Annotated in this window: 24 protein-coding genes; 12 read left to right on the top strand and 12 right to left on the bottom strand. The window is 64.5% G+C overall.

All coding sequences use genetic code 11. The features are described 5' to 3' along the window. Positions 1–88: 88 nt before the first annotated feature. Positions 89–1,510 carry a class II fumarate hydratase gene (locus BM365_RS02280; RefSeq protein WP_093486221.1) on the top strand — a complete coding sequence of 474 codons (1,422 nt, stop codon included), beginning with the start codon at positions 89–91 and terminating at the stop codon, positions 1,508–1,510. 42 nt (positions 1,511–1,552) lie between these two features. Here the strand turns inward: BM365_RS02280 and BM365_RS02275 are convergent, their stop codons facing one another. From BM365_RS02275 to BM365_RS02245, 7 genes are read right to left on the bottom strand one after another with little or no spacing between them, the layout of a single operon-like run. Further along, on the bottom strand, positions 1,553–2,218 hold the full coding sequence (locus tag BM365_RS02275; protein WP_139227281.1) for a DUF2884 family protein: 666 nt from the start codon (positions 2,216–2,218) through the stop codon (positions 1,553–1,555). A gap of 16 nt (positions 2,219–2,234) precedes the next feature. Next, the gene (locus BM365_RS02270) at positions 2,235–3,077 is read right to left on the bottom strand and encodes a DUF4097 family beta strand repeat-containing protein (protein WP_139227279.1); all 843 of its coding nucleotides are present in this window, start codon (positions 3,075–3,077) and stop codon (positions 2,235–2,237) included. 25 nt (positions 3,078–3,102) lie between these two features. Further along, on the bottom strand, positions 3,103–3,762 hold the full coding sequence (locus tag BM365_RS02265; RefSeq protein WP_093486219.1) for a YggN family protein: 660 nt from the start codon (positions 3,760–3,762) through the stop codon (positions 3,103–3,105). A gap of 57 nt (positions 3,763–3,819) precedes the next feature. Then, positions 3,820–4,818 (bottom strand): ABC transporter permease, encoded by a 999-nt coding sequence (locus BM365_RS02260; protein WP_093486217.1) that lies wholly within the window; start codon positions 4,816–4,818, stop codon positions 3,820–3,822. Continuing rightward, entirely contained in the window at positions 4,815–5,693 is an 879-nt protein-coding gene (locus tag BM365_RS02255) for an ABC transporter ATP-binding protein (protein ID WP_093486215.1), read from the bottom strand. Before BM365_RS02255 ends, BM365_RS02260 begins: the two co-directional genes overlap by 4 nt. Further along, a complete protein-coding gene (locus BM365_RS02250) occupies positions 5,693–6,055 on the bottom strand; it encodes a GntR family transcriptional regulator (RefSeq protein WP_056880371.1) in 363 nt (120 codons plus the stop codon). The genes BM365_RS02255 and BM365_RS02250 overlap by 1 nt, the downstream gene beginning before the upstream one ends. Before the next feature lie 3 nt (positions 6,056–6,058). Then, on the bottom strand, positions 6,059–6,319 hold the full coding sequence (locus BM365_RS02245; RefSeq protein ID WP_093486213.1) for a hypothetical protein: 261 nt from the start codon (positions 6,317–6,319) through the stop codon (positions 6,059–6,061). A gap of 137 nt (positions 6,320–6,456) precedes the next feature. Here BM365_RS02245 and BM365_RS02240 point away from each other — a divergent pair, with 137 nt between their 5' ends. From BM365_RS02240 to BM365_RS02220, 5 genes are all read left to right on the top strand, one after another. Beyond that, entirely contained in the window at positions 6,457–7,017 is a 561-nt protein-coding gene (locus BM365_RS02240; RefSeq protein WP_093489393.1) for a glutathione peroxidase, read from the top strand. An 84-nt stretch (positions 7,018–7,101) separates the two neighbouring features. Next, a complete protein-coding gene (locus BM365_RS02235; protein ID WP_093486211.1) occupies positions 7,102–8,037 on the top strand; it encodes an FKBP-type peptidyl-prolyl cis-trans isomerase N-terminal domain-containing protein in 936 nt (311 codons plus the stop codon). A gap of 43 nt (positions 8,038–8,080) precedes the next feature. Beyond that, positions 8,081–9,433, top strand: a complete 1,353-nt coding sequence (locus BM365_RS02230) for a UDP-glucose dehydrogenase family protein (RefSeq protein WP_093486209.1) — start codon at positions 8,081–8,083, stop codon at positions 9,431–9,433. Beyond that, complete coding sequence (locus BM365_RS02225) at positions 9,423–9,659, top strand: SlyX family protein (protein WP_093486207.1); 237 nt, start codon at positions 9,423–9,425, stop codon at positions 9,657–9,659. Before BM365_RS02230 ends, BM365_RS02225 begins: the two co-directional genes overlap by 11 nt. 37 nt (positions 9,660–9,696) lie before the next feature. After that, entirely contained in the window at positions 9,697–10,323 is a 627-nt protein-coding gene (locus tag BM365_RS02220) for a DUF2058 domain-containing protein (protein WP_093486205.1), read from the top strand. Positions 10,324–10,328: 5 nt separating this feature from the next. Here the strand turns inward: BM365_RS02220 and BM365_RS02215 are convergent, their stop codons facing one another. From BM365_RS02215 to BM365_RS02200, 4 genes are all read right to left on the bottom strand, one after another. Then, positions 10,329–11,522 carry an MFS transporter gene (locus tag BM365_RS02215; protein WP_093486203.1) on the bottom strand — a complete coding sequence of 398 codons (1,194 nt, stop codon included), beginning with the start codon at positions 11,520–11,522 and terminating at the stop codon, positions 10,329–10,331. Between the two features lie 119 nt (positions 11,523–11,641). Beyond that, positions 11,642–14,329 carry a methionine synthase gene (metH, locus tag BM365_RS02210; RefSeq protein ID WP_093486201.1) on the bottom strand — a complete coding sequence of 896 codons (2,688 nt, stop codon included), beginning with the start codon at positions 14,327–14,329 and terminating at the stop codon, positions 11,642–11,644. Further along, the gene (locus tag BM365_RS02205; RefSeq protein WP_093486199.1) at positions 14,326–15,411 is read right to left on the bottom strand and encodes a homocysteine S-methyltransferase family protein; all 1,086 of its coding nucleotides are present in this window, start codon (positions 15,409–15,411) and stop codon (positions 14,326–14,328) included. Before BM365_RS02205 ends, metH begins: the two co-directional genes overlap by 4 nt. Then, positions 15,408–16,337 carry an ArsR/SmtB family transcription factor gene (locus BM365_RS02200; RefSeq protein ID WP_093486197.1) on the bottom strand — a complete coding sequence of 310 codons (930 nt, stop codon included), beginning with the start codon at positions 16,335–16,337 and terminating at the stop codon, positions 15,408–15,410. The genes BM365_RS02205 and BM365_RS02200 overlap by 4 nt, the downstream gene beginning before the upstream one ends. A gap of 130 nt (positions 16,338–16,467) precedes the next feature. Between BM365_RS02200 and BM365_RS02195 the strand changes: the two genes are divergently transcribed. Both BM365_RS02195 and BM365_RS02190 read left to right on the top strand, forming a co-directional pair. Beyond that, a complete protein-coding gene (locus tag BM365_RS02195; protein WP_093486195.1) occupies positions 16,468–17,616 on the top strand; it encodes an acyl-CoA dehydrogenase family protein in 1,149 nt (382 codons plus the stop codon). A gap of 170 nt (positions 17,617–17,786) precedes the next feature. Continuing rightward, positions 17,787–19,661 (top strand): DUF885 domain-containing protein, encoded by a 1,875-nt coding sequence (locus BM365_RS02190; RefSeq protein ID WP_093486193.1) that lies wholly within the window; start codon positions 17,787–17,789, stop codon positions 19,659–19,661. Positions 19,662–19,721: 60 nt separating this feature from the next. Here the strand turns inward: BM365_RS02190 and BM365_RS02185 are convergent, their stop codons facing one another. Next, on the bottom strand, positions 19,722–20,618 hold the full coding sequence (locus tag BM365_RS02185; RefSeq protein ID WP_093486191.1) for an SDR family oxidoreductase: 897 nt from the start codon (positions 20,616–20,618) through the stop codon (positions 19,722–19,724). A 123-nt stretch (positions 20,619–20,741) separates the two neighbouring features. Here BM365_RS02185 and BM365_RS02180 point away from each other — a divergent pair, with 123 nt between their 5' ends. The 4 genes from BM365_RS02180 to BM365_RS17715 all read left to right on the top strand — a co-directional run bounded on the left by BM365_RS02180 (position 20,742) and on the right by BM365_RS17715 (position 25,613). Further along, positions 20,742–21,125, top strand: coding sequence for a winged helix-turn-helix transcriptional regulator (locus BM365_RS02180; protein ID WP_093486189.1), 384 nt, complete (start codon positions 20,742–20,744; stop codon positions 21,123–21,125). A gap of 333 nt (positions 21,126–21,458) precedes the next feature. Then, the gene (locus tag BM365_RS02175) at positions 21,459–23,150 is read left to right on the top strand and encodes a type IV secretory system conjugative DNA transfer family protein (protein WP_093486187.1); all 1,692 of its coding nucleotides are present in this window, start codon (positions 21,459–21,461) and stop codon (positions 23,148–23,150) included. A 34-nt stretch (positions 23,151–23,184) separates the two neighbouring features. After that, positions 23,185–24,048, top strand: coding sequence for a hypothetical protein (locus tag BM365_RS02170; RefSeq protein WP_093486185.1), 864 nt, complete (start codon positions 23,185–23,187; stop codon positions 24,046–24,048). Next, positions 24,045–25,613: a Tle-like phospholipase domain-containing protein gene (locus BM365_RS17715; protein WP_139227277.1), complete on the top strand. Its 1,569-nt coding sequence runs from the start codon at positions 24,045–24,047 to the stop codon at positions 25,611–25,613. The genes BM365_RS02170 and BM365_RS17715 overlap by 4 nt, the downstream gene beginning before the upstream one ends. Positions 25,614–25,675 lie beyond the last annotated feature (62 nt).

Here is a 25,675-nt window from a genome sequence, read left to right as displayed (position 1 = left end):
CCGAACCGGCCTGGCGTATCCTGTCGGCCCCCGCCAGCCACCGGCCTTCGCCGGCGCGCAAGCCGTGAATTCCTTCCAGGAGACGGTGATGACCAGCAAGAAGACCGTGGGCCGGACCCGCGTCGAACACGACAGCATGGGCGAGCTGCAGGTGCCTGCGGAGGCCCTCTGGGGCGCGCAGACGCAGCGCGCGGTGCAGAACTTCCCGATTTCCGGCCGACCGATGCCGCGCGGCTTCATCCGGGCGCTGGGCCTGGTGAAAGCCGCGGCGGCCGAGGTCAATGCGGGCCTGGGCCTGCTGCCCAAGGGCATCGCGAAGTCCGTGCAGGGCGCCGCGCTCGAGGTTGCCGAAGGCGCGTACGACACGCATTTCCCGATCGACGTCTACCAGACCGGTTCCGGCACGTCGTCCAACATGAATGCCAACGAGGTAATCGCCAACCTGGCTTCACGCGCGGGAAAGGCGCAGGTGCACCCGAACGATCACGTCAACCTGGGCCAGAGTTCGAACGACGTCATCCCCACGGCGATCCGCGTCGCCGCGCAGCTGGCAGCGGTGGAGGATCTGCTGCCTGCCATCAAGCATCTGCGCAAGACCATCGATGCGCGTGGCCGTGCGCTGGGCAAGGTGGTCAAGACCGGGCGCACGCATCTGATGGATGCGATGCCGCTGACCTTCGGCCAGGAGTTCTCGGCCTGGTCGGCGCAGCTGTCGTCGGCGCAGGCGCGGATCGAAGACACGCTCAAGCGCGTGCGCCGGCTGCCGCTGGGCGGCACGGCGATCGGGACCGGCATCAATGCCGATCCGCGCTTCGGCACACGCGTGGCCAAGGCACTGTCCGCCCGCACAGGTACCCGCTTCGAAAGCGCGGCCAACAAGTTCGAGGGTCTGGCGGCACAGGACGACGCGGTCGAGCTCTCGGGCCAGCTCAGTGCACTGGCCGTCGCGTTGACCAAGATCGCCAACGACCTGCGCTGGATGAACTCCGGGCCGCTGGCGGGCCTGGGTGAGGTGGAGCTGCCGGCACTGCAGCCGGGCAGTTCGATCATGCCGGGCAAGGTGAACCCCGTGATTCCCGAAGCCACGGTGATGGTCTGCGCGCAGGTGATGGGTTACCACACCGCGGTAACGGTGGCGGGCCAGACCGGCAATTTCCAGCTCAACGTTACCCTGCCGCTGATCGCACACAACCTACTGGATGCGATGCACCTGCTATCGAACGTGTCGCGACTGCTCGCTGACGACTGCATCGCCGGATTGAAGGTGCGCGGCGATCGCGTCAAGGGAGCGCTGGACCGCAATCCGATCCTGGTCACCGCGCTCAATCCGGTGATCGGTTACGAGAAGGGCGCTGCCATCGCCAAGCAAGCCTACAAGCAGAATCGGCCGGTGTTGGAGGTTGCGCGTGAGGTCACCGGGCTGCCGGAGAAGACGCTCAAGCCGCTGCTGGATCCGGCCCTGCTCGCCAAGGGCGGCATTCACGGCAAGGCGGGCGGCGGAGGCGGCTGAGTCCGTCTGCCGCGATGCAGCGGCAGACGGTGTTCGACGAGATCAGGGCTTGGCAGGTTCCGCAGCGGCGGCATCCGCTTCGGACGCAGCATTCTTCTCGTCGCCGGTCTCGCCCTTGATCGCCTGGCCAATGGCGCGGCCGACATCCTCGCCGGCCTCGTGGCTGTCGTTCTGGTTCGTGCGGCAGTCTTCCACGTCGCCTTCGTCCATCGATGCGTACGGCTGGAACGCGGGCAGGGCGGCGGCGAGTTCCTGCTGCGCCTTGTACAGGCCCGGCAGGAGGTCGCAGATCTTCATCGCTTCGGCTTCGACCTTCTTGGCTTCGGCCTCGATTTCCTTGTCGATCTGGTCCGGGTTGCCACTGAAGATGCCCTTCACCGCGGCGCCCACGGCCTTGCCGGCGAGCTTGGCGCCTTCCTTGCCGGTCTCGATGCCGGCATCGGCGATACCACCCAGTTGGCGGTGATACGCCACCAGCAGGGCGCGCTGGGCGTCGTTCACGTCGACCTTCTTGCCATCGACGATGAAATCGCCCTTGGCGGAGATCTCCGCCTTCGGCTGGCCGGTGGCGTTGAGCGTGAGGTTCTGGCCCCACAGCGCTCCCGAGGCTTCGATGCTGTTGCCGCTGTCGGGCGCCTTATCCTTGCCGGAGCAGGCGGCCAGGAACACGAGGGAAAGCGCGAGAGCGAGCGGTGCGAATCGGGTCATGGTCATTCCTTGGAACTCAATGGTGTTTCGGGAGGTCGATGGCGCCCTTGACGCCCTCGTGGTGCACGTCGCCGCTGCCGACCGACCGCACGGTCAGGGCGCCCGCGACGTTGCGCGCTTCCACGCCACCGGAGCCGACCGAACCGACGACGATGTTGCCACCGACATCGCGCAGTTCAGCGTCGCCGGAACCGATCGAGCCGATCTCGACGTCGCCGGTGCCGCGCACGAGCGTGAAGTCGCCCGACCCGATGCTGCCGACATGCACGGCGCCGCGCACGCCGCGCGCAGTGACGTCGCCCGAGCCGATGGAGATCACGCGCAATGCGCCGACGTCGTCGAGTTCGATATCGCCCGAGCCGACGGAAACGGCGGCCAGGCCGCGGATACCGCGCGCGGCGACATCGCCGGAGCCCACGTCGGCGCTGAGCACCGGTGCGCCGGTGACGACCGCATCGCCGGAGCCGACCTTCAGCTGCACGGGGAGCGTATCCGGCAACGTGACCGACAGGGTTTGGTAAGCGTAGTTGTTACCGAAGAACACGCCGCTGAAACGGCCCTCGCGCCAGACGCGCACCACTAGCTTGTCGCCGACGCGCTCCTGGGTCAGCTTCAGGCTGGGAAGCGCATCGGCCTGCGAAGCGCATGCCTTGCCCTGCAGCGAAACTGCTGCACCCGGCGACGCGTCGACACGCAGGTCGTTGTGGCCGATGTCGAACACGATGGCCTTGGCGCCGGCAGTGTCCAGCTTCAGCTGGCGCGGAGCGGAATGCTTGCAGTGTTCGTCCTGCGCGAACGCGGGCGTCGCCAGCAACGTGGTCGCGAGGAGCAGCCAGGGAGCGGTGGTGGAAATACGCATGCGGCGGTTCTCCGTGTCGCGGGAATCAGAAGTTCCAGTCGGACTGGCTGGCGCAGTCGTCGACGTCGGCCTGGTCCATGCTGGCATAGGGCTTGAACTCGGGTACGGAGGCCGCGAGCGCCTGCTGGGCGGTGAGCAGCGCCGGCAGGCGACCGCAGAGCTGGTCCACCATCGGCTTCATCTTGGTCTTCGCTTCCGCGCCGACCTGCTTGCCGATCTCGTCGCCGGACTGTCCGGCCAGGACGCCCTTGAGCGCGCTGGCGGCGGCATCGATGCCGACCTTCGCACCTTCCATGCCGATCGCCATGCCATCGCCGACCACGGTGATCATGGCGCCGCGATAGGCAAGTACCTTTTCCTTCTGCTCCGGCGTGGTCGCCACCGACTTGCCTTCGATCAGCAGCTCGCCCGCCGGGGTGATCTCCGCCTTGGGCAGGTTCTGGTTCTCGTTGCGGTTGAGCGTGAGGTTCTCGGTGGCCAGCTTCTGGCGTGCCGCGTCGATCTCGCTCTGGGCTTTCTGCAGTTCCTGGCTGGCTTCACCCAGCCCCTTGCGGGCTTCGTCCATGGCCTTGGCGGCGATGCCGTTCGGTGCGTTGTCGTTCTTGTCCGGTGCGGGTTGGCAGGCGGCCAGTGCGATCACGACGACGAAGGGCAGCGTGCGCAGGAGGGCAGGTGTGCGGGGCATGGGTTGTCCTCTCGGTATCGGGGGAGGTGGCGGCCGGGGCCGCCACCGGGGTCGGGCTTATTCGCTTTCGCGCCAGCGGCGCAGGTAGATCGCACCGACGATCAGGGCCACGCCGATGGCCGCACCGATCCACAGGTCGGCCGAGGCGAAGGCTTGCCAGCTGCGAGTCAGATCGATCGCATTGGCCAGTTCGTCAGGCGTGTTGATCTCGGTGTGCGGGTTGGCGGCACCGCCCTGCAAGGTCGGGAACCACGCGCCCGGCACCACGCTCAGCAGGCCGCGGTAGACCACCGTGTACCAGACCAGGTCGTGGCGGATCTTCAGGCCCGGCAGGATGTCGGTCATGCTGATGATCACGCAGGCCAGCACCGGCACCAGCACGGCCCACAGGAACGGCTTGCTGCGTGCCCAGGCGGAGCAGAACATCAGCCAGCCGATCGCCGGCAGCGACCAGAACATGTAGACCGGCAGGGAGCTGACCACGCCGCCGATGACGCGCAGCGGATGCGAGTGGGTGAAGATCGCGCCGCCGGCGGGCAGACCGTTGATGCTGATGGTCAGCGCCGAGATCAGCCACATGCACAGTCCGATCAGGATGCCGACGCTCACGGCCAGCAGCGGTGCGAGGACCAGGGCCCAGGCCAGCTTCGACAAGACCATGTGGGTGTCGGAGACCGGCAGCGACTTCCAAAACAGGACGCTGCGATCGCGACGGTCGTCGTACAGCGTGCCCAGTGCGTAGAAGAACACTACGAAAGCCAGCACCACGCAGGCCAGGATCACGCCACCGAGCAGCATGCCGTCGCCGATGCCGCCGACGATCATCTCCGCTTTCCGGGGCGCTTCCTCAACGCTGAAGCCGCCGCCGTCCATGGAGCCGCGCGCGGCGATGCTGCCGATGACAGCCAGGATCAGGTTGAGTACCACGAAGATGCCGCCGGTGATCACCGGCGCCCAGAAGAAGCCGCCGCGGTTCTCCCAGAACTCGCGCTTGATCAGCCACTTGAACGCGCCCGGCTTGGAGGATTTGCCCAACGTCGAAGTCACGGCGTTCATGCGTAGGTTCCTTTCATGATGGCGACGAACAGGTCGGCCAGGCCAGGGGTACGGGTTTCACCCAGCGGGGCGAGTTGCGCCTTCGGCACGCCGTCGAACAGCAGCACGGTCTTGCCGAAGGGCAGGGCACGCTCGTCGATGGGCTTCAGGGCACGCGCCTGGTCGGCCGTATCGCTGCCGCTGACGAGCACTTCGGTGTAACGCTCGGCCACTTCGTCCATCTGCGCGGTCAGTGCGATCTTGCCGTCGCGGATGAACATCACGTCGGTGAGGATGTGTTCGATCTCCTCGACCTGGTGGGTGGTGACGATGATGGTCTTCTGCTCGTCGAAGTAGTCTTCCAGCAGGCGCTGGTAGAACTGCTTGCGGTAGAGGATGTCCAGGCCCAGCGTGGGTTCGTCCAGCACCAGCAGCTTGGCGTCGATGGCCATCACCAGGGCCAGGTGCAGCTGCACGATCATGCCCTTGGACATCTCGCGGACGCGCAGGTTGGGCTTGAGCTGGGTGTTGGCGATGAAACGCTCGCACTTGGCGCGGTCGAAGCGGGGGTGTACGCCTTCGACGAAGTCGATGGCTTCCTTGACCTTCATCCAGCGCGGCAGCACGGCGACGTCGGCGATGAAGCAGACATCCTTCATCAGCTCGTCCCGGTCCTTGCGCGGATCCAGGCCCAGCACCCTGAGCTGGCCCTCGAACGGCGTCAGCCCGAGAATGGCCTTCAGTGCGGTGGTCTTACCCGCGCCGTTCGGACCGATCAGGCCGATGATCTTGCCCGCTTCGATCTCGAAGCTGGTGTTGTCCAGCGCGAGCTTGTTCTTATAGGCCTTGCGTAGACCGTGGGCGGTCACCACGGTGTTGGCGATTGCGGCATTCATCACTTGTTCCCCTTGGATTGCAGCAGCTCTTCGATGGACAGGCCCAGGCGCTCGATGCGCTCGGCGACGGCCGGCCACTCTTCGGTCAGGAACCGTTCGCGCTCGGTGCCGCGCAGCTTTTTGGACGCTTCGTCGGTGACGAACATGCCCAGGCCGCGGCGTTTCTCCACCAGGGCCTCGTCGGCGAGCTCCTGGTAGGCGCGCGATACGGTAATCGGATTCAGCTGGTACTCCGCCGCCACCTGACGGACGGAGGGCAGGGCATCGCCCGGCTTCAGGATCCCGTCCAGCATCATCGCGATCACGCGATCCTTCAGCTGGCGGTAGATGGGAGCGCCGTCGCTCCATTGGATGGACGTCATGGCTTAGCTCCTCGGACGCAGCGATTGGCCAAAGGAAAAGTAGGGCATGGCCAGCGAGGCCCGGGCGCGGCGCTTGTGCTGCCGCGCGTCCGGGTTGCGGTCATCCCCTGCGATCTCGCGGGCATCGGATTCCAGCGCGCCGACCAGCGCGGTGGATTCTGCTTCGGCCGTGCGGGCACCGGTGACGGTCGCCAGCACCCCGATCGCCAGCAACAGGCCGCCGACGGCCAGGCTGGGCAGTGTGTGGGTCAGTTTCTGGTTCATGGCATCCCCCGCTGCGTTGGGTGAGTGGTGTTGTATTCAACTATAACACCAAAACACAGGGCGTCAACTCCCTTGCAAAGTTTTGTCACCCAACTGAAGGCATACTTGTCATGTTCGTAATACCGGAGCAGAAGACGATGTCTAAGTTATTGAAATTATTTGTTTTTGTGGCGCTTCTGGGCGCCGCTTCAGTGGCGTTGGCGGCGGGTCTGTTGGATCTCAGCTATCGCCCGCTGACGGGGAAGGCTCCCGTGAACCTGAAGAAACAGTACGCAGGACAGGTGCTGTTGGTGGTCAATACCGCCAGTAAGTGCGGTTACACGCCACAGTACGAGGGCCTGGAAGCGCTCCATCAGCGCTACGCCGGCAAAGGTTTCGCAGTGCTCGGATTTCCCTCGAACGACTTCAAAGGCCAGGAGCCCGGCACGGAGAAGGAGATCCAGGAGTTCTGCACGCTTACTTACGGCGTGAAGTTCCCGATGTTCGAGAAGGTGTCCGTGATCGGCGACAACGCCACGCCGCTGTACAAATCGCTGGCGCAGGCGACTGGCACCGCGCCGGGATGGAATTTCCACAAGTATCTGATTTCGCGCGACGGACGCGTGGTCGCGAACTTCCCGAGCAAGATCAAACCCGACGATCCCACGTTGGTCGCTGCGATCGAACGCGAACTGGCGTCCCCCCGCGCCAAGCCCTGACGCCTGCTGCCGTGCGGGGCGGCGGGCGTGCCACAATAAGAGGTTCGCGCCATCTTCCCGGCGCAGGTTCCAGGAGTGAGAAGGATGAAGCGGTCGGTCCGCGGCATTGCCGCGTTGTTGGGAATCTCGTTTTCGATGCTGGGAGGCAGCGTGTCTGCACAGGAAAAAACCGCGCTTGCCACTGAGCGCGACAAGGTCAGCTACGCCATCGGCGTGGATGTCGGCAGTTCGCTACAGCCCGTGGGTCAGTTTCTCGATACCGCTGCGTTCGAGCGCGCGATCGTCAACACCTTCGCCGGCAAGCCGCCGCTGATCACCGAGCAGGAGGCGCAGGCCACCGACCAGCTTCTGCGCGTGAACCTGGCTGTGGCCGATGGCCAGCCGATCCCCGGCATGCCGCCGGGCAGCACGCCGCCGCCGGTCGACAAGACCAAGGTAGGCCTGTTCCTGGGTACCTACGTCGTCGGTCCGTCGCTGTTGCCGTTCAAGGATGAAGTCGATCCGTCGGTCCTCGCGAAGGCCGTGCGCGCCGTCGCCGGCAAGGACGGCACACCGTTGATGACGGTGGAGCAGGCGCAGGCCGAGATGAAGGCCTACCTGACCAAGCGCCAGGCGGGTGCCGCCCAACGCAACCGTGACGAGGGCGCGAAGTTCCTCGCCGAGAACAAGAGCAAGCCGGGCGTCATCACCACGCCGTCGGGCCTGCAGTACATGGTGCTGCGCCAGGGCAACGGCCAGCGTCCGATGGCGACTAGCCGCGTACGCGTGAATTACGAAGGCAAACTGTTGAGCGGCGATGTGTTCGATAGTTCCTATGAGCGTGGACAGCCGGCTGAATTCCCGCTCAATGGCGTGATCGCGGGTTGGACCGAAGGCGTCTCGCTGATGCCAGTGGGCGCGAAGTACCGCTTCTGGATTCCGTCGGGGCTGGCTTACGGCGCGAACGGCGCGCCCGGCGGCAAGATCGGCCCCGATGCGACGTTGACGTTTGACGTGGAGTTGATGGGCATCCTGCAATAGTCGTCGGCTGTAATAGCCAAGACTAGGTCCAGGAGGCCGCTGCATGCGAGTAGCCATTTTCGGCACGGGTTACGTTGGGTTGGTCACAGGCACGTGCCTGGCGGAAGTCGGACATGACGTGGTGTGCGTCGATATCGACCCGGCCAAGGTCGATGGTCTGAACCACGGCATCGTGCCGATCTACGAGCCCGGCCTGTCGCCGATGGTGAAAGCCAACCACGCAGCGGGCCGTTTGCGCTTCACGACGGATGCGGCGGCTGCCATCACGCACGGTGACGTGCTCTTCATCGCGGTCGGCACGCCACCGGACGAGGATGGCAGCGCGGACCTGCAGTACGTGCTGGCCGTGGCCAAGACCATCGGCCGTCATATCGAACGGCCTTGCACGGTGGTGAACAAATCCACCGTGCCGGTCGGTACCGCGGACAAGGTGAAGGCGACGATCGAGGCCGAGTTGGCATCGCGCGGCGTCGATGTCGCGTTCGACGTGGTGTCCAACCCGGAATTCCTGAAAGAAGGCGATGCGGTCAACGACTGCATGCGACCGGATCGCATCATCATCGGTGCGGCGCGGCCACAGGCAGTAGACAAGCTGCGTCGGCTGTACGCCCCGTTCAATCGCAACCACGAACGCATCGTGGTGATGGACGTGCGTTCGGCCGAGCTGACCAAGTACGCGGCCAACGCGATGCTGGCGACGAAGATCAGCTTCATGAACGAGATCGCCAACATCGCCGAGCGCGTGGGGGCGGACGTGGAACACGTGCGGCAGGGCATCGGTTCGGACCCGCGCATCGGTTGGCACTTCATCTACCCGGGCGCCGGCTATGGCGGCTCGTGCTTCCCGAAGGACGTGCAGGCACTGGCCAAGACTGCGCAGCAGTATGGCTATGCGCCGGAGTTGCTGCAGGCCGTGGAAGGCGTTAACGAACGCCAGAAGGGCCACCTGTTCGAGCTCATCCAGCGCCACTACGATCGTGGCGAGGACGAAGGTGTACGTGGCAAGACCTTCGCGGTCTGGGGCCTGGCCTTCAAGCCCAACACCGACGACATGCGCGAGGCGAGCAGCCGCCGGCTGCTGGCGGAGCTGTGGGAGGCCGGTGCGCAGGTCCGCGCGTACGACCCGGAAGCCCGGGAGGAAGCCTCCCGCATCTTCGGCGAGCGCGAGGACTTGGTGCTCTGTACCGACGCCCGCGCCGCGTTGGAGGGCGCCGACGCGCTGGTGGTGGTGACCGAGTGGAAGCAATTCCGTAGCCCTGACTTCGCCCGTTTGCGCGAAACACTGGCCGACGCCGTGGTGTTCGACGGCCGCAACCTTTACGATCCCGCCGAAGTCGAGGCGGCAGGCGTCGCCTATTACGGGATCGGACGAGGGAGATCGATAGATGCAGGCTGACCTGCCGCTCCAGCGCGACGCGCTGGAGCATCGCCTGGTGGAACTGGAAACGCGCCTCGCGTTCCAGGAACACGCGCTGGGCGAACTGAGCGAGGCGCTCGCCGATGCGCGCGCCGAGAACCAGCGCACCGCGTTGCTGCTGAGGCACATGGTGGAAGAACTGGGCAAGGTGCGGTCCTCGTTGTTCGAGGACCCCGCCAACGAGCCGCCGCCCCCTCATTATTGATACGCTGTGGGGACAGCACGTCCCCCTCTGAAAGACCATGAGCGATTCCCTCCGCGACCAGTTGATGGGCCTGGGCTTCAAGCCGGCGCCCAAGCCCGAACGCAAGCCCGACACCCGCAAACCCGACACGCGCAAGCCCGGACAGAAGCCGCATGGGAAGGGTGCCGCGCCGCCTCGTCCTGGCCATGCGGGCAAGCCGCGTCCTCCGCAAGGCCCATCGCGCAAGCCGAGGTCGCAGGAAGACATCGACTTGGCCAAGGCCTATGCCATCCGCGCACAGCGTGAGAAGGATGAGCGCATCGAAGCCGAGCGCGTGAAGCAGGAAGAGGCGCGCCTGCGTCGCGAGGCGAAGGCCAAGCTCGAGGAGTTCCTCAAGGACAAGGCATTGAACGATGCCGAAGCCGACATCGCCCGCCATTTCCCTTATGGCGGCAAGATCAAGCGCATCTACGTCAATGCCGAGCAGCTGAAGTCGCTTAATGCCGGCGACCTCGGTGTGGTGCAGCAGAACGGACGCTACCTGCTGGTGTCGTCCGCCGTGCTGGCCGAGGCCGAAGCCATCTTCGCACCTGCCGTTGCCTTGAAGGTCGATCCGAACGCGCCGGCGGGGGACGATCCCTACGCCGATCCGCAGTACCAGGTGCCTGACGACCTGGTGTGGTGAATCGATCAGGTGCCGCTTAAACCGGCAAGCGCGTCCGGACGAACCAGCCACCGCCACACGATGACCGCGGCGAGCAGGGCGATGCCGGACGATGCCATGAAGGCGGTTTCGCCACCGAAGCGCCAGAGCTGGCCGGCGAGCAACGCGCCGCACACCCCGCCGACACCGGACGACAAACCATAGAACACGCCCTGGCCGTGGCCGTTGAGGCGGCCCGGGAAGAACCGCACCAGCAACTGCATCGCGGCCGCGAAGAACGCGCCAAAGTTGAGCGCATGAGTCAGCTGCGCCAGCACCATCACTGGCGTGTTGTCCGGGAACAGCGCCGTCACCAGCCAGCGCACGGAGGCGCTCAGCAGCGCCACCATCAGCACACGCGATGCGTCCCAGCGCCGGAAAATCCGGCTGGACAGGAAGAACACGACGATCTCGGCCAGCACGCCGACGGTCCACAACATACCCTGCGTGCCGGTGCTGTAACCGTGTTCGGAAAGGTAGATCGAGAAGAAGGTGTAGAACGGGCCGAACGAGATCTGGGTGAGGAACGCCGCGACGAAGAAAGCGATCACGTGCGGTTGCCGCAGTCGTGTCCGGAATCCTTCATGCGCCGTCTCCCGGTGAGCATCCGGCTCGTGCGCGTAGCGGTTGACCAGCGCCGAGCCCAGTACGGCGGCCAGCACGGGCAGCATCAGCCACGGCAGGGCGCCGATGCCCAGTCGGCGTGCATCGATCAGCCAGCCGAACGAGGCGACCACCACGATAAAGCCGATCGATCCCCAGACGCGAATCAGGCCGTAGCGATCGCTGCGTGTGGCCAGGTGCGACATCGTGATCGATTCGAATTGCGGCATCACGGCGTTGTAGGCGAAGCAGAAAGCCGTCATCACGACGAACAGGCCGACGTAGCTCCACGGCAGCAGGAACACAGCGAAGCTGCCCACGGCCAGCGCGCACCCCAGGTGCAACCAACGGATCGGACGCGGCGAGCGCGCGGCGAGCGTCGTCCATAGCGAGGGCGAGACGATGCGCGTGGCGTACCACAGGCTCATCAGAACACTGATGGCGGTGACGCCGAGCCCGCGTGACTCCAGGTACAGGCTCCAGTAGGGCGTGAATGCGCCCAGCACCGCGTAGTAGAAGAAATAGAAGCTGGAGAGCCGCGCGGCGGGGTAACCCGTTGGATCCGTCGTTGCCTTCATCGCGCACGCCTCGTCAGGCCCGCGCTGCGCATCGCGGGACTGGGGCAGGCGGGAACAAGGGACGGCATGGTGCGCTGGCCTGGGAAAGGGTGGCGCATTCTAGCCGGGAGCAGCCTGGCTTACTCGGGATCGTAGTCCAGGTTCGAGGCCAGCCAGCGCTCCACCTGCGCGATCTCAACGCCCTTGCGCTTGGCATAGTCCGCCACCTGCTCCTTCGAAACCCGCCCGACCACGAAGTACTGGCTCTGCGGATGGCTGAAGTAGTAACCGGATACGGCCGCGGTCGGCAGCATCGCGAAGCTCTCGGTCAGTGACATGCCAGCATTGGCGCCCGCATCCAGGAGGCGGAACAGCGTACCTTTCTCGCTGTGCTCCGGGCAGGCCGGATAACCGGGCGCCGGACGGATGCCGACATACTTCTCCGCGATCAGCGCCTCGTTGTCGAGGGTCTCGTCGGCGACGTAGCCCCAGAATTCGGTACGCACGCGCTGGTGAAGGCGTTCGGCGAGCGCTTCGGCCAGGCGGTCGGCCAGCGCCTTCAGCAGGATCGCGTTGTAGTCGTCGTGGTCGGCCTCGAAGCGGGCAACGTGCGTGTCGATCCCGATGCCGGCGGTGACGGCGAACATGCCGATCCAATCCTGCCGGCCGGAATCCTTCGGGGCGATGAAGTCGGCGAGGCAGAAATCCGGGCGTTCGACCGGCTTGTCGACCTGCTGGCGCAGGAAATGCAGGCGCTCTGCTGTGCCATCGGCCTGCAGTTCGACGTCGTCGCCGATGCTGTTGGCCGGCCACAGTCCGAAGACCGCCTTCGCCGTCAGCCATCGTTCTTCGACGATCTTCGCGAGCATCGCCCGGGCATCCCGATACAACTCGCTGGCCTGCGTACCGACCACATCGTCGGTGAGGATCGCCGGATACTTGCCGAAGAGCTCCCAGGCATTGAAGAACGGCGTCCAGTCGATGCAGTCCACCAGCTCATCGAGCGGGTAATCCTCGAGCACGTGCAGACCCGGCTGGCGCGGCACGGGCGGCACGTAGTCGGCCCAGCCGCCATCGAACTTCTGCCCTCGCGCCTTCTCCAGCGACACCAGGCGCTTCGCATCGCCGCGGTTCTTGTGGCGCTCGCGGATCTCGGCGTAGTCGGCGTCGTTGGCGGCCACGAATGCCGTGCGCATGTCGCGCGAGATCAGCGATTGCGCAACACCCACCGCGCGGGACGCGTCCTTCACCCAGACCGTGGGGGCCTTGTAGTGCGGGTCGATCTTCAGCGCCGTATGCGCGCGCGAAGTGGTCGCGCCGCCGATCAACAGGGGCGTTTCGAAACCCTGGCGCTGCATCTCGCGCGCCACGTGGGTCATTTCTTCCAGCGACGGCGTGATCAGGCCCGACAAGCCGATCAGATCGGCGTTCTCGGCGCGCGCGGTGTCCAGGATCTTCTGCGTGGGGACCATCACGCCGAGGTCGACCACGTCGAAGTTGTTGCAGGCCAGGACCACGCCAACGATGTTCTTGCCGATATCGTGCACGTCGCCCTTGACCGTGGCCATGACGATCTTGCCGTTGGACTTGCCGACGTCGCCCGTGCGGAGCTTCTCGGCTTCGATGAAGGGCAGCAGGTAGGCCACGGCCTTCTTCATCACGCGTGCGGACTTCACCACCTGCGGCAGGAACATCTTGCCTGCGCCGAAGAGGTCGCCGACCACGTTCATGCCGTCCATCAGGGCGCCTTCGATGACATCGAGTGGACGCGATGCCTGCTGGCGCGCTTCCTCGGTGTCCTCGTCGACGAAGGCGTCGATGCCGTGCACGAGCGCATGGGCCAGGCGCTCGCGCACCGGCTTCTCGCGCCAGGCGAGGTTCTCCACCGGCGCTTCGCCCTTCTTGCCCTTGTAGCGGTCGGCGATCTCCAGCAGGCGCTCGGTTGCGTCCTTGCGGCGGTTGAGGATGACGTCTTCGACACGCTCACGCAGTTCGGTGTCCAGGTCGTCGTAGACCGGCAACCCGCCAGCGTTGACGATGCCCATGTCCATGCCGGCCTGGATGGCGTGATAGAGGAACACGGAGTGGATGGCCGCGCGGACCGGCTCGTTGCCACGGAACGAGAACGACACGTTCGACACGCCGCCCGATACGTGGCAGTGCGGCAGGGTCTGTTTGATGATGCGCGTGGCTTCGATGAAGTCCACCGCGTAGTTGTCGTGCTCCTCGATGCCGGTGGCGACCGCGAAGATGTTGGGGTCGAAGATGATGTCTTCAGGCGGGAAGCCCACGTCATCGACCAGGATGCGATAGGCGCGCGTGCAGATCTCGACCTTGCGCGCGCAGGTATCCGCCTGGCCGGTTTCGTCGAACGCCATCACCACCGCCGCGGCGCCGTAGCGAAGCACCTTGCGCGCATGGTCGATGAAGGCCTCTTCGCCTTCCTTCAGTGAAATCGAGTTGACCACGCCCTTGCCCTGCAGGCACTTCAGGCCGGCCTCGATCACGCTCCACTTGGACGAGTCCACCATCACCGGGATGCGCGCGATGTCGGGCTCGGAGGCGATCAGGTTGAGGAAACGGACCATCGCCTTCTCGGAATCGATCAGGCCCTCGTCCATGTTGACGTCGAGGATCTGCGCCCCGTTGGCGACCTGTTGGCGCGCGACCTCGACGGCTTCCTCGTAGCGCTCTTCCTTCACCAGCTTGCGGAACTGCGCGCTGCCGGTGACGTTGGTGCGTTCCCCCACGTTGACGAACAGCAAATCAGGCGTGATGACCAACGGCTCCAGGCCGGACAGGCGCGTATGACGTGCGGCGGTGCTCATGCGGCCTGCTCCAGGGCAGTGCGCAGGCCGCGGGGCGGCAAGCCGGCGACCACGTCGGCGATGGCCTTGATGTGGGCCGGGGTGGTGCCGCAGCAGCCGCCCACCAGATTCAGCAGGCCCGACTCGGCGAACTCCTTCAACGTCGCCGCCATCTCTTCGGGCGTCTCGTCGTACTCGCCGAACGCGTTGGGCAGGCCGGCATTCGGGTGCGCACTGACATAGGCGTCGGCGACGGTGGACAGTGTGTCGACGTGTTCGCGCAGATCCTTGGCGCCCAGCGCGCAGTTCAGTCCCACCGACAGCGGACGGCTGTGCGCGACGGAGGTGTAGAACGCTTCCGCAGTCTGGCCGGACAGCGTGCGGCCCGATGCGTCGGTGATCGTGCCCGAGATCATGACCGGCAGGCGGCCGCCGCGTGCGTCGAAGACTTCCTCGATGGCATACAGCGCTGCTTTCGCGTTCAGCGTATCGAAGATCGTTTCCACCATCAGCGTGTCGGCGCCGCCGTCGATCAGGCCTTCGATGGCCTCGCGGTACGTGCCGCGCAGCTCGTCGAAGCTGGTGTTGCGGAAGCCTGGGTCGTTGACGTCAGGGCTGATGGAGGCGGTGCGGCTGGTAGGGCCCAGCACGCCGATGACGAAGCGCGGCTTGTCCGGCGTCCTGGCCTCGGCGTCGTCGCAGCACACACGCGCGACACGGGCGCCGGCCTTGTTCAACTCGTAGACCAGGTGTTCGAGGTGGTAGTCGGCCTGGCTGACGGACGTCGCGTTGAAGGTGTTGGTTTCGACGAGGTCCGCGCCCGCTTCGAGGTAGGCGGCGTGCACGCCAGCGATTACCTCCGGTTTGGTGAGCAGAAGCAGATCGTTGTTGCCCTTCAGGTCGTGGTCGCAGCCCGGGCCGTGTTCGTGCGCATGCTGCGCGTCGCAACCGTCGGCGAACCGCTCGCCGCGATAGTCGGCTTCCTGCAGGCCGTGGCGCTGGATCATGGTGCCCATGGCGCCGTCGATGATCAGGATGCGCTCTTCGAGGGCTTTCAGCAGCAGCGCGGCACGGGTGGGATGCAACCAGGGGAGAGTCTTCATGGCTTCTGGGCAGTCAGCGACAACACTTCGAAATGGGGCGGGCGGCGTTCACGGGTGACGGTCTCTGCGTTGGCGATCTCCAGTCCGGCCTTCTCGGCGAACTTGCGCAGTTCCTTTTCCGAAAAGCCCAGATTGACGTGGCTGTAGGCTTCGACCACAGAGCGGTGCTCGTGCTTCGCCAGGCTGCTGAGCAGCAGGCGGCCGCCTCGCCGAAGCACGCGCGCAGCTTCCGCGACGGCCTGCGCCGGCTTGGTGGAGTAGGTGAGCGCATGCATCAGTACGACCAGGTCGAAGCTGGCGTCCTTGAACGGCAAGGCATGCATGTCCCCTTCACGCACTTCCACGTTGGGGAAACGGCGCAAACGCTCGCCAGCGGCCGCGACCACGCGGGCGCTGGTATCGATGCAGATATAGCGGTTGGAGTGCGGGGAGAGCAGTTCGGCCAGCACGCCGTCGCCCGATGCGATGTCGAGCACGTCGCCGGTCTCGAGCAGCGGCAGTGCGGTGCGCGCCAGGGCTTCCCAGGTACGACCGGGCGAATAATGGCGCTCCATGTCCCCGGCGACGCTGTCGGCCCAGTTCTGGTCGGCGGCGCGGTTGGCCAGCACGCTGGCGACGCGCTCGGCATCCTGGCGCAGCAGCGGATCGTCGCTGCCGCCGCGCAGGCTGCGCCAGAGTTCGCGCTGGACCGTATCGAGGTTGTCTTCGTCGAAGCGGTAGTACGCCGACACGCCGGCGCGCCGGTCGCGCACCAGGCCGGCTTCCTTGAGCTTCGCCAGATGGGTGGATACGCGCGGCTGCGCCAGCTGGGTGATGGCGGAAAGCTCGGCGACGGTCAGTTCCTCGCCGGCCAGCAGGGCCAGCAGGCGGACACGGGTGGCGTCGGCAAAGACCTTCAGCCGGGTGGACCAGGCTTCCAGATCCATAAATATCTTCCTATCGCGATATAGAGATATTTTGACTGGGCGGCCCCGGCCGGGTCAACCCTTGGCATACGGCCGCGGATGGTCCGCGGGTTACAATTGGTATTCAAAATTTGCTTGCCGAGGGGTAGCCGTGGATTTCGCGTTTAACGAAGAGCAGTTGATGATCCAGGACGTGGCGCGCCGGATCGCCCAGGAAAAGATCGCCCCCAGTGCCGAGCACCATGACAAGACCGGCGAGTTCCCCCTGGAGAACATCCGCCTGCTCGGCGAGAACGGCCTGATGGGCATCGAAGTGCCGGCCGAGTACGGCGGAGCCGGCATGGATCCGATCGCGTACGTGCTGGCCATGTTCGAGATCGCCGCAGGCGATGCCGCCCACTCGACCATCGTGTCGGTCAACAATTCGCTGTTCTGCAACGGCATCCTGACCTTCGGTACGGAAGAGCAGAAGCAGAAGTACGTGCGCGCGATCGCCGAAGGCCGCGAGATCGGCGCGTTCGCGCTGACCGAGCCGCAGTCCGGCTCCGATGCCACCGCGATGCGCTGCCGCGCCGTGAAGCAGGCCGATGGCAGCTTCGTCGTCAACGGCAAGAAGAGCTGGATCACCTCGGGCCCGGTGGCCAAGTACATCGTGCTGTTCGCGATGAGCGAACCCGACAAGGGCGCGCGTGGCATCACCGCATTCATGATCGACACCACCCAAGCGGGCTTCCACCGCGGCAAGACCGAGCCGAAGCTGGGCATCCGCGCGTCGGCCACCTGCGAGATCGAGTTCACCGACTACGTGGTGCGTCCGGAAGACGTGCTGGGCAAGGAAGGCGAGGGCTTCAAGATCGCCATGAGCGTGCTGGATGCCGGCCGCATCGGCATCGCCAGCCAGGCCATCGGCATCGCGCGCGCCGCGTATGAGGCCACGATCGCCTACGTGAAGGAGCGCAAGGCTTTCGGCGCGCCGATCGGCACCTTCCAGATGACGCAGGCCAAGATCGCCGACATGAAGTGCAAACTGGACGCCGCCACGCTGCTGACGCTGCGCGCGGCCTGGGTGAAGGGGCAGGGCCAGCGTTTCAGCAACGAAGCGGCGATCGCCAAGCTGACCGCGTCCGAAGCGGCCATGTGGATCACCCATCAGGCGCTGCAGATACACGGTGGCATGGGCTATTCGAAGGAAATGCCGATCGAGCGCTACTTCCGCGACGCGAAGATCACCGAGATCTACGAGGGCACCTCGGAGATCCAGCGCTTGGTGATCGCGCGCAACGAGACCGGGCTGCGCTGAGTTCCGCTGCCATCCCGCCTGAAGGAGAGCGCCGCCGCGAGGCGGCGTTTTCCGTTCTGGGCGACGGGTATCGGCGACCCCCGTCTTTGGTCATGGGACCACAGGGCCGACCGTCCGCTACAGTGGCCTGATGCGGGGGTGCGTCCCCCGTTTTCCTCCTGGAGACCCCGATGCGCAAAACCCTGATCGTCTGTGCCCTCACCCTGGCCCTTGCTGCCTGCGACAAGGGCAATGCCCCGGCGGCTGGCGCTGCCGACGCCGCAGCCCCGGTGGCGTCCGCCGCCGACATCGCCGCCGAGAGCAAGCGGCTGAACGAGTGGTTCGACAAGAAGTACGAGGAGCAGTTGAAGTTCAGCCCCATCCAGCTGAGCTTCCAGGGCCGCAAGGACCTGTACGACCAGGTGGACGACATGTCCGAGAAAGCCACGCGCGACCAGGTCGCCTGGCAGAAGGCCAGCGTCGAGGAAATGGAAAAGACCTTCGCGTACGCCAAGCTCGACGACGAAGCGAAGCTGTCCTATGACCTCTGGAAGTTGCAGTACGAGAACGCGCGCGACGGCCTGCCGTTCTTGGTCGACGGCTACGCGTTCGACCAGATGAACGGCGCCCAGGGCTTCTGGCCGACCTTCCTGATCAGCTTCCACAAGGTGGAAGAGGAATCCGACTACACGGCGTATATCGCGCGCATCACGGCGACTGGTCGTGCGTTCGACCAGTTGCTGGAGCGCGCACGCGCCTCGGCGACGCAGGGCATCCGTCCGCCCAAGTTCGCGTACGAAGGCGTCATCGACCAGGCGAAGAAAGTCATCACCGGCGCACCGTTCTCAGCCGGCGCCGACGCAGCGATCTGGGCCGATGCCCAGGCCAAGGCCGATGAGCTGGTGAAGGCGGGCAAGATCGACGCCGCCCGCGCCACCGCGTTGAAGGACGAGGCCCGCAAGGCGCTGCTGGAGCAGTTCAAGCCGGCCTACGACCGCGTGATCGCGTGGAGTGAGGAAGAGCTGCCGAAGGCCGCAGTGAATGCCACCGGCGTGGGCAGCACGCACCCGAACGGCAAGGCGTACTACGAGTACCAGCTGCGGCAGATGACGACCACCGGCATGAGCGCCGAAGAAATCCATGCGCTGGGCCTGAAGGAAGTCGAGCGCATCAAGGGCGAGATGACGGCGTTGAAGGACAAGGTCGGCTTCAAGGGCGACCTGGATGCATTCTTCGCCTTCATCGACAGCGACAAGCAGTTCAAGTATCCCAACACCGATGCGGGTCGCCAGGCCTACATCGATGACGCCACGCGCGCCATCGACAACATCAAGAAGGTGCTGCCGGAGTACTTCGGCCTGAAGCCGAAGGCGGACCTGGTGGTGAAGCGCGTCGAGGCGTTCCGCGAGCAGGACGGCGCCGCGCAGCACTACTATCCCGGCACACCGGATGGTTCGCGCCCGGGCGTGTACTACGCGCACCTGTCCGACATGAACGCGATGCCGAAGCCCGAGCTGGAAGTCATCGCCTACCACGAGGGCATCCCGGGCCACCACATGCAGATCTCCATCGCCCAAGAACTGACGGGCGTGCCGAAGTTCCGCACCCAGTACAACACCACGGCCTATGCCGAGGGCTGGGGCCTGTACGCGGAATGGCTGGCGAAGGAGATGCCGGGCACCTATCAGGATCCGTATTCGGAGTTCGGTCGCCTGAGCTCGGAAATGTGGCGCGCGATCCGTCTGGTGGTGGACACCGGCCTGCACGCCAAGGGCTGGACCGAACAGCAGGCAGTGGAATACTTCGACGCCAACAGCGCGGTGCCGCGCGCGGCGATCGAATCCGAAGTGAAGCGCTACCTGATCATGCCGGGCCAGGCCACCGGCTACAAAGTGGGCATGATCAAGATCCAGGAACTGCGCCGGAAGGCCGAGACGGAACTGGGCGACAAGTTCGACATCAAGGGATTCCACGACACCGTGCTGGGCGGCGGTGCATTGCCGTTGACGCTGCTGGAGCGACGCGTGGACCAGTGGATCGCGAAGGAGAAGGCCAAGCAGGCCTGAGTCATTCCTTCCACGGTAAGAAAGGAACCCCGGCTCAGGCCGGGGTTCTTTTTTCAGCCGTCATTGCGGCGTGGTCAGCAGGTCGACGTGTGCGGGGAGCCACGCATCGAACGTCGCCGGCGCCCGACCGGTCAGCGCGGCGTAATCATCGGTCACTTCGCCCAGGTCGCCGGCCGCCGTCGCCACATCGAACGAAGTGAACACGTCCGCCAGCACCGGCGGAAAACCATGTCCGCGCAATCCCTCGGCCAGTTGGTCCGGCGTGACGCCGACGATCGCCAGCGGCTTGCCAAGAGCCGCGCTGACCTTCGCGGCGATCTCGCGGGCGTTCAGCGCTTGCGTGCCGGTGAGCGTGAACGTGCGGTTCCCGGTGCTGTCGGCGGCGAGCGCGACGGCCGCGGCATGCGCCAGGTCTTCGCGCGCGATGTAGGCGACGCCACCCTCACCGGCGGCGGTGACCCATTCGCCCGATGCGAGCGCGGACGGAAGCGAGTACGCCAGGTTCTCGGCATACCAGGCATTGCGAAGCACGGTCCATGCTAGACCGCTGGCCTCCAGTGCTTGTTCGGTACCCAAATGGTCGGGGGCGAACGAGACGTGCGAGGTGGCGGGCGAGGGCAGCGACGTATAGACGACATGCTTCACGCCGGCCTCGACCGCCGCCTGCACGGCGGTACGGTGTTGCGCCAGGCGCTTGCCTGGTTCGAGCAGTGCGTCGGTGCTGACCAGCAGCACCCGGTCCGCGCCGGCGAAGGCGGTCGCCAGCGTGGCGGGCGCGTCAAAGTCGGCGGCCCGCACAGTCACGCCTGCGGCGGCGAGGTCGGCGAGGGCCTCCGGCTTGCGGCTGGTGGCGATGATCCGGACGGGCGGAACCTTCAGGGTTTCCAGCAGGTGGCGCACCACGGCGCGGCCGAGGTGACCGGACGCGCCGGTGACGAGCAGGGTGGGGGAAGACATGGCGGCTCCTGGGTTTGGTAACGGAAAGGATATTGGTTACCCTATGGTAGTAATGGACGCCCGTACAAGCAGGGTGTTCGAAGTAACCCGGTTACCCCGAGGTAACCGGTCCCGGAGATCCTCATGACCTTGCATCGCCAATCCCTGATCCTCGTCGAGAACTGCCCGATCCGGGACGTACTGGACCGCCTCGGCGACCGCTGGACGGTGCTCGTCCTGCACGAGTTGGCCATGGGCACGCTACGTTTTTCCGAGGTCCGCAAACGCGTGGCCGACATCTCGCCGCGCATGCTCGCGCAGACGCTGCGGCACCTGGAGCAGGATGGCCTGGTCAGCCGCGCGGTGTTTCCCACGGTGCCGCCGCGCGTCGACTATGCACTGACGCCGTTGGGCGAATCGTTCTTCGAACGCGTGGAGATGCTGGCGCAGTGGGCATCGGATCACCACGACGAAGTCCGTGCTGCGCGCAAGGCCTATGTGGCGCCGGCGGCGAACGCGCCGAAGTAGTCGCCATTGCGGTGGAGTGCCCGTTCGGGTCCGACGTCCGACGATCGATGCGGGTGCTGTGGGCTAGAGAAGAAGACTGCGCAAGTTGAATCGCCACCCGAGAAGTCACGATTCATCCGCATCAAGCGATGTCGGTGGCTTTGGTTCGATCTGAAAGTGTTTGCGCCTCGCCACATCGCCGTGGCATTGAAGTTAATCAACTGACATTAGCGGGAAAAAACCGTGTCCTGGCTGGACGCGGTAATCCGCTTGTTTCATTCTCGCGAGGCTGAGTGCAGAAGACACTTGCATACAGTTGCAGTGATACATGGAATGTGACAACGGGAAAGGAACATGGGACGAAAGAAGGGAATCTTTCTGTCGGCAATGGGATTGCTGGCTTTGATCGCGGGTGTCTACTTGGCCGGATACGCGACCCTGTGGTTGCTCGGGCTGGATGCTTCGCTCCGATGGGACACCTATTTCCGCTACCTGCGAGCCCTCGACCAGCCCCAGGTTGCGCCTTACGCCACCAAGATCAAGGCCGGTGGAGCGTTGGGGTTCGGTGTGCCATTGCTCGCGTGGCTGGCGATGGTGATCCCCGTCCTCAGGTCGCCAAGAGCCGCACTGCATGGAGATGCGCGTTTCGCTCGCGCCGGCGACCTCGCCAGGCATGGCATGTTCGCGCCTGCGCCGGAAGGCATCGTGGTTGGAAGGCTGGGTGGAAAGCTGATCCGGCTGTCGGGTCAGCAATTCGTCATCCTGGCTGCGCCGACGCGCTCGGGAAAAGGCGTGGGTGTCGTGATCCCCAACCTGCTGGAGTACCAAGGCTCCGTGGTGGTCCTGGACATCAAGCAGGAGAACTTCGACCTGACTAGCGGCTGGCGCGCCAGCCAGGGCCAGGAGATCTATCTGTTCAACCCTTTCGCCGAAGACCGGCGCACGCATCGCTGGAATCCGCTCAGCTACGTGTCGTCCGATCCTGCGTTCCGCATATCGGACCTGCAGGCGATCGCCGCCATGCTGTATCCGGATGGTGACGGCAAGGACAAGTTCTGGATCAGCCACGCGCGGAATGCGTTCCTCGCCTTCACTCTGTACCTGTTCGAGAATCACGACGAAGAACGCCGGAGAAAGTGTCCTCCGGAGCTTATGGCTTTCCCCACGCTGGGGCGCGTGCATCGGCTTTCGGCGGGAAACGGCTCGCAACAAAAGCAGTACCTGCAAGAGCTTTCGGCCAAGCCATTCCTCAGCGAGCACGCCAGGACTGCGTTCGCAAACCTGCTCTCGCAGGCCGAAGAGACGTTCTCCTCCATCCTGGGTACTTTTAAGGAGCCGCTGAACGCTTTCGTCAATCCGGTCCTTGACGCGGCCACCAGCGGCGACGACTTCCTGATCACCGATGTCCGCAAGAAGCGCATGACCATCTACATCGGCATCCAGCCCAACAAGCTGGCCGAGAGCAGGGTGCTGGTGAACCTGTTCTTCAGCCAGTTGATCAACGAGAACACGCGCGAACTGCCGCAGTCCAATCCGGCGCTAAAGCATCAGTGCCTGTTGCTGATGGACGAGTTTACGGCCATCGGCAGGGTGGACATCATCGCCAGCGCAGTGAGCTACATGGCAGGCTACAACCTGCGTCTTCTGCCGATCATTCAGAGTATGTCGCAGTTGGACGCGGTGTACGGCAAGGAAGTGTCGCGGACCATCATCACCAATCACGCGTTGCAGATCATCTACGCGCCCCGCGAGCAGCAGGATGCCAACGACTATTCCGAGATGCTGGGCTACACGACGGTGCACCGTCGCAACCGCTCGCAATCGCACGGGCAGCAGGGCAGCGTGTCATTCACGGAATCGTTGGAGCGCCGGGCGCTGATGCTGCCGCAGGAGTTGAAAGCGATGGGCCCGGAAAAGGAGGTCTTCCTGTATGAGGGAATCCCACATCCGGTGATGTGCGAGAAGATCAGGTACTACCAGGACAAGCATTTCACCAGGCGGCTGTTGCCGAAGGTCGATGTGAAGATGATCGATGTCGGACAATGAAACGATTGCTCTCCTTTAAGGGCAGGAGGATGTGATGGCGCAGGAGGGATGCAATGACGATGCCATCGTTGCGCGGATGAAGCTGTGTGCCAACAAGGGCGACAAGCTGCACGACCTGCAATTGCTGCGCGATCTGGAAATCATCAATGTCCGCACCGTGGCAGAGTTGGGTCCGCTGCCGGTAGGAGGGTTGCCAGCCGCTACAAAGCGCAAGCCAAACCTTCCATCTTGCGAAGCGGCGAAGGCGTTTCCGATAGATAGTGACGATAATCAGGAGAGCGAGATGAGTATGAAGTCGATGGTCGTCGCGACCAGCATGGCATTCGCGGCTTGTGCGCCGGTGCAGGAAGAGAAGCCATTGCACAAGCTAAATAAGAATCCAAAACACGGCTATATCATAACCATGGACATAGTCGACGCATCTGGACCGTATGAGGTATCCAGGAGTAGCTTGCAATACGACATCTCGAATCAACAATGTCTGCCCCCGATACGTAATTTCGCTGGCGTTCAAACTGAGCCAAAGAGTGCTTCAATCCCGTTTTCTTTGACTAAGGTCGCGGATGGCAGATACGTTGGCACGATCTATCTGGACGCGATATATGAGGAGGATTTTTATGGGCGAGGAATTTGCCAATGGGAGCTCGCCGGCATCTTTATTGCCGCCGATATGCAGTTTAATTCAAGACATTTTTACCCGGAGCTTGCGCTCTGGTATACGCCAGAAATGATGATTTCCGAACAAGTAGAAACTTTCTATTTCTGGAAGGATGGGCGTGGTAGGTCAGATCCTGCCGATCCGACTATATGGGAAGCCCAAGGCCCTAAGGTTTTTCGCGCAGAGCTCGAGGCAGAAGTTTTTTCTGTTGTTTTTTCTTCTAGGGCAGCAGTCCAATGAGCCTAACTAGCCAGCAGTATGCTTATCTGGCAAATGACGCGTACAAGTTCTATCCGCCAGAACCACAGCCAAAAGGTAAAGAGCAGAATATTGTTCTCGGTGGAATAACCTACAAAATACTCGAACACGCCAGCAGCCCTATCAACGGCTACCAGGGCACCATCTACCAGCGCGTAGACACCGGCGAGATCATCGTTGCTCACCGTGGTACCGAGGGCGAAAAGAAGTGGGAGGGCTGGGTCAAAGATGGCCTGATTACCGATGGCGCGATGGTGCTTGACCGCGTCAATCCTCAGGTGCAGGACGCCATCGCGTTGACGCGGCGTGCGATTGAAAGAGCCCGGGATATCGGCCGTGAAGGGGGCCACGTCCCGGAAGTCACCGTTACAGGACACTCTCTGGGTGGCACCCTGGCGCAGATCACGGCGCACCATTTCGACCTGCGTGGCGAGACCTTCAATGCCTATGGTGCGGCGAGCCTGGGTTACGGGATTGGAGAAGGAGGCGGCAGCGTCCTCAACCACGTCAAGGTCGGGGATGCAGTCAGCGCCGCCAGCCCGCACTATGGGCAGGTGCGGGTGTACGCCAGCGCAAACGAGATCGCGGCCCTGCACGGCGCGGGCTATGCCAGCGACCGTGATCCTCTCGATCCGCGTGCCCCCGGCGTTGCTGGCTTGCTGCTCGGATCGCACAGCATGCATCACTTTCTCGGCATTGACGGCGAGGGCAGGCCCGACCGCTCCATCCTGTCGGATCCGGCCGCACGCCAACTGGCCGAGGTGTTCGACCCCATGATCGACAAGTTCCGAGGCGATGTTGCCGCAGGCCGGGCCATCGCCACGGTGGTCGCGCGTGGTCCCTACGGCAACGCGCTGGACACCCTTGGCGAACTGCGCGGCCCGTTGCCGGCCGGTGAACCGGCGGCACGTGCGGAGCGCAGCGCAGCGGCGGAGGCCGCGGCGACGCAGCGGCTCGCGGATTATCACGAGCAGCGTCAACAATTCTTCTGCGACCGACTTCCTCCGATTGACCGCGATGCACGGCCGCCAGAGCAGCTGCGGCGACCCGAAACAGACGACGGGTCTGGGCCGACCATCCGCTTCCGGACGCCTGACTATCTTCAACCTGCGTCACCCGAGCACAGAGGGCGGGGGTCGGTTGGCTCGGACCATGAGCGGACTACGCCATCGTCGGACACCCGGCTTCAACGCGACGATCACGCACAAACGTTTCCCACGGACCATCCTCGCTACCCGTTGTATTCCGCTCTGGAGGAACGTCTGCCAGGCGTGGCGAAGGAGAAGATCGCCGAGATCACTCATCAGGCCGTGTTGGGGGGCGTGACCGATCCCGGCCAGATCCGAGCCGTGGTGGTCCATGAAGACCAAGTCTGGGTAGCTGGCCGGATACCCGGCGACCGCGCCAACGTGTCGCTGTCCGAACCGTCTCCCTCTTTGCAGGAGAGCTTGCGCGGAATCGAGTCGTCCGACCGGCTGCAGGTGCAGCAGATGGCGCACCTCCAGGAGCAGCAAAGATCGGCCAGCCAAGGCCAGGCATTGAGCTGAGTCGCGCGGATCAGGACAGGACAAGCATCTGTCCCGGCGGCGCCCAAAAGGAAGCCCCGGCA

Source organism: Pseudoxanthomonas sp. YR558 (assembly GCF_900116385.1).
Taxonomy (GTDB): Bacteria; Pseudomonadota; Gammaproteobacteria; order Xanthomonadales; family Xanthomonadaceae; genus Pseudoxanthomonas_A.
This window is presented reverse-complemented; position numbering and strand designations above follow the sequence as displayed.

Coding starts and splice junctions, on each gene's coding strand:
- BM365_RS02280 (WP_093486221.1), top strand. CDS start 89: ATGACCAGCAAGAAGACCGTGGGCCGGACCCGCGTCGAACACGACAGC.
- BM365_RS02275 (WP_139227281.1), bottom strand. CDS start 2,218: ATGACCCGATTCGCACCGCTCGCTCTCGCGCTTTCCCTCGTGTTCCTG.
- BM365_RS02270 (WP_139227279.1), bottom strand. CDS start 3,077: ATGCGTATTTCCACCACCGCTCCCTGGCTGCTCCTCGCGACCACGTTG.
- BM365_RS02265 (WP_093486219.1), bottom strand. CDS start 3,762: ATGCCCCGCACACCTGCCCTCCTGCGCACGCTGCCCTTCGTCGTCGTG.
- BM365_RS02260 (WP_093486217.1), bottom strand. CDS start 4,818: ATGAACGCCGTGACTTCGACGTTGGGCAAATCCTCCAAGCCGGGCGCG.
- BM365_RS02255 (WP_093486215.1), bottom strand. CDS start 5,693: ATGAATGCCGCAATCGCCAACACCGTGGTGACCGCCCACGGTCTACGC.
- BM365_RS02250 (WP_056880371.1), bottom strand. CDS start 6,055: ATGACGTCCATCCAATGGAGCGACGGCGCTCCCATCTACCGCCAGCTG.
- BM365_RS02245 (WP_093486213.1), bottom strand. CDS start 6,319: ATGAACCAGAAACTGACCCACACACTGCCCAGCCTGGCCGTCGGCGGC.
- BM365_RS02240 (WP_093489393.1), top strand. CDS start 6,457: ATGTCTAAGTTATTGAAATTATTTGTTTTTGTGGCGCTTCTGGGCGCC.
- BM365_RS02235 (WP_093486211.1), top strand. CDS start 7,102: ATGAAGCGGTCGGTCCGCGGCATTGCCGCGTTGTTGGGAATCTCGTTT.
- BM365_RS02230 (WP_093486209.1), top strand. CDS start 8,081: ATGCGAGTAGCCATTTTCGGCACGGGTTACGTTGGGTTGGTCACAGGC.
- BM365_RS02225 (WP_093486207.1), top strand. CDS start 9,423: ATGCAGGCTGACCTGCCGCTCCAGCGCGACGCGCTGGAGCATCGCCTG.
- BM365_RS02220 (WP_093486205.1), top strand. CDS start 9,697: ATGAGCGATTCCCTCCGCGACCAGTTGATGGGCCTGGGCTTCAAGCCG.
- BM365_RS02215 (WP_093486203.1), bottom strand. CDS start 11,522: ATGAAGGCAACGACGGATCCAACGGGTTACCCCGCCGCGCGGCTCTCC.
- metH (WP_093486201.1), bottom strand. CDS start 14,329: ATGAGCACCGCCGCACGTCATACGCGCCTGTCCGGCCTGGAGCCGTTG.
- BM365_RS02205 (WP_093486199.1), bottom strand. CDS start 15,411: ATGAAGACTCTCCCCTGGTTGCATCCCACCCGTGCCGCGCTGCTGCTG.
- BM365_RS02200 (WP_093486197.1), bottom strand. CDS start 16,337: ATGGATCTGGAAGCCTGGTCCACCCGGCTGAAGGTCTTTGCCGACGCC.
- BM365_RS02190 (WP_093486193.1), top strand. CDS start 17,787: ATGCGCAAAACCCTGATCGTCTGTGCCCTCACCCTGGCCCTTGCTGCC.
- BM365_RS02185 (WP_093486191.1), bottom strand. CDS start 20,618: ATGTCTTCCCCCACCCTGCTCGTCACCGGCGCGTCCGGTCACCTCGGC.
- BM365_RS02180 (WP_093486189.1), top strand. CDS start 20,742: ATGACCTTGCATCGCCAATCCCTGATCCTCGTCGAGAACTGCCCGATC.
- BM365_RS02175 (WP_093486187.1), top strand. CDS start 21,459: ATGGGACGAAAGAAGGGAATCTTTCTGTCGGCAATGGGATTGCTGGCT.
- BM365_RS02170 (WP_093486185.1), top strand. CDS start 23,185: ATGGCGCAGGAGGGATGCAATGACGATGCCATCGTTGCGCGGATGAAG.
- BM365_RS17715 (WP_139227277.1), top strand. CDS start 24,045: ATGAGCCTAACTAGCCAGCAGTATGCTTATCTGGCAAATGACGCGTAC.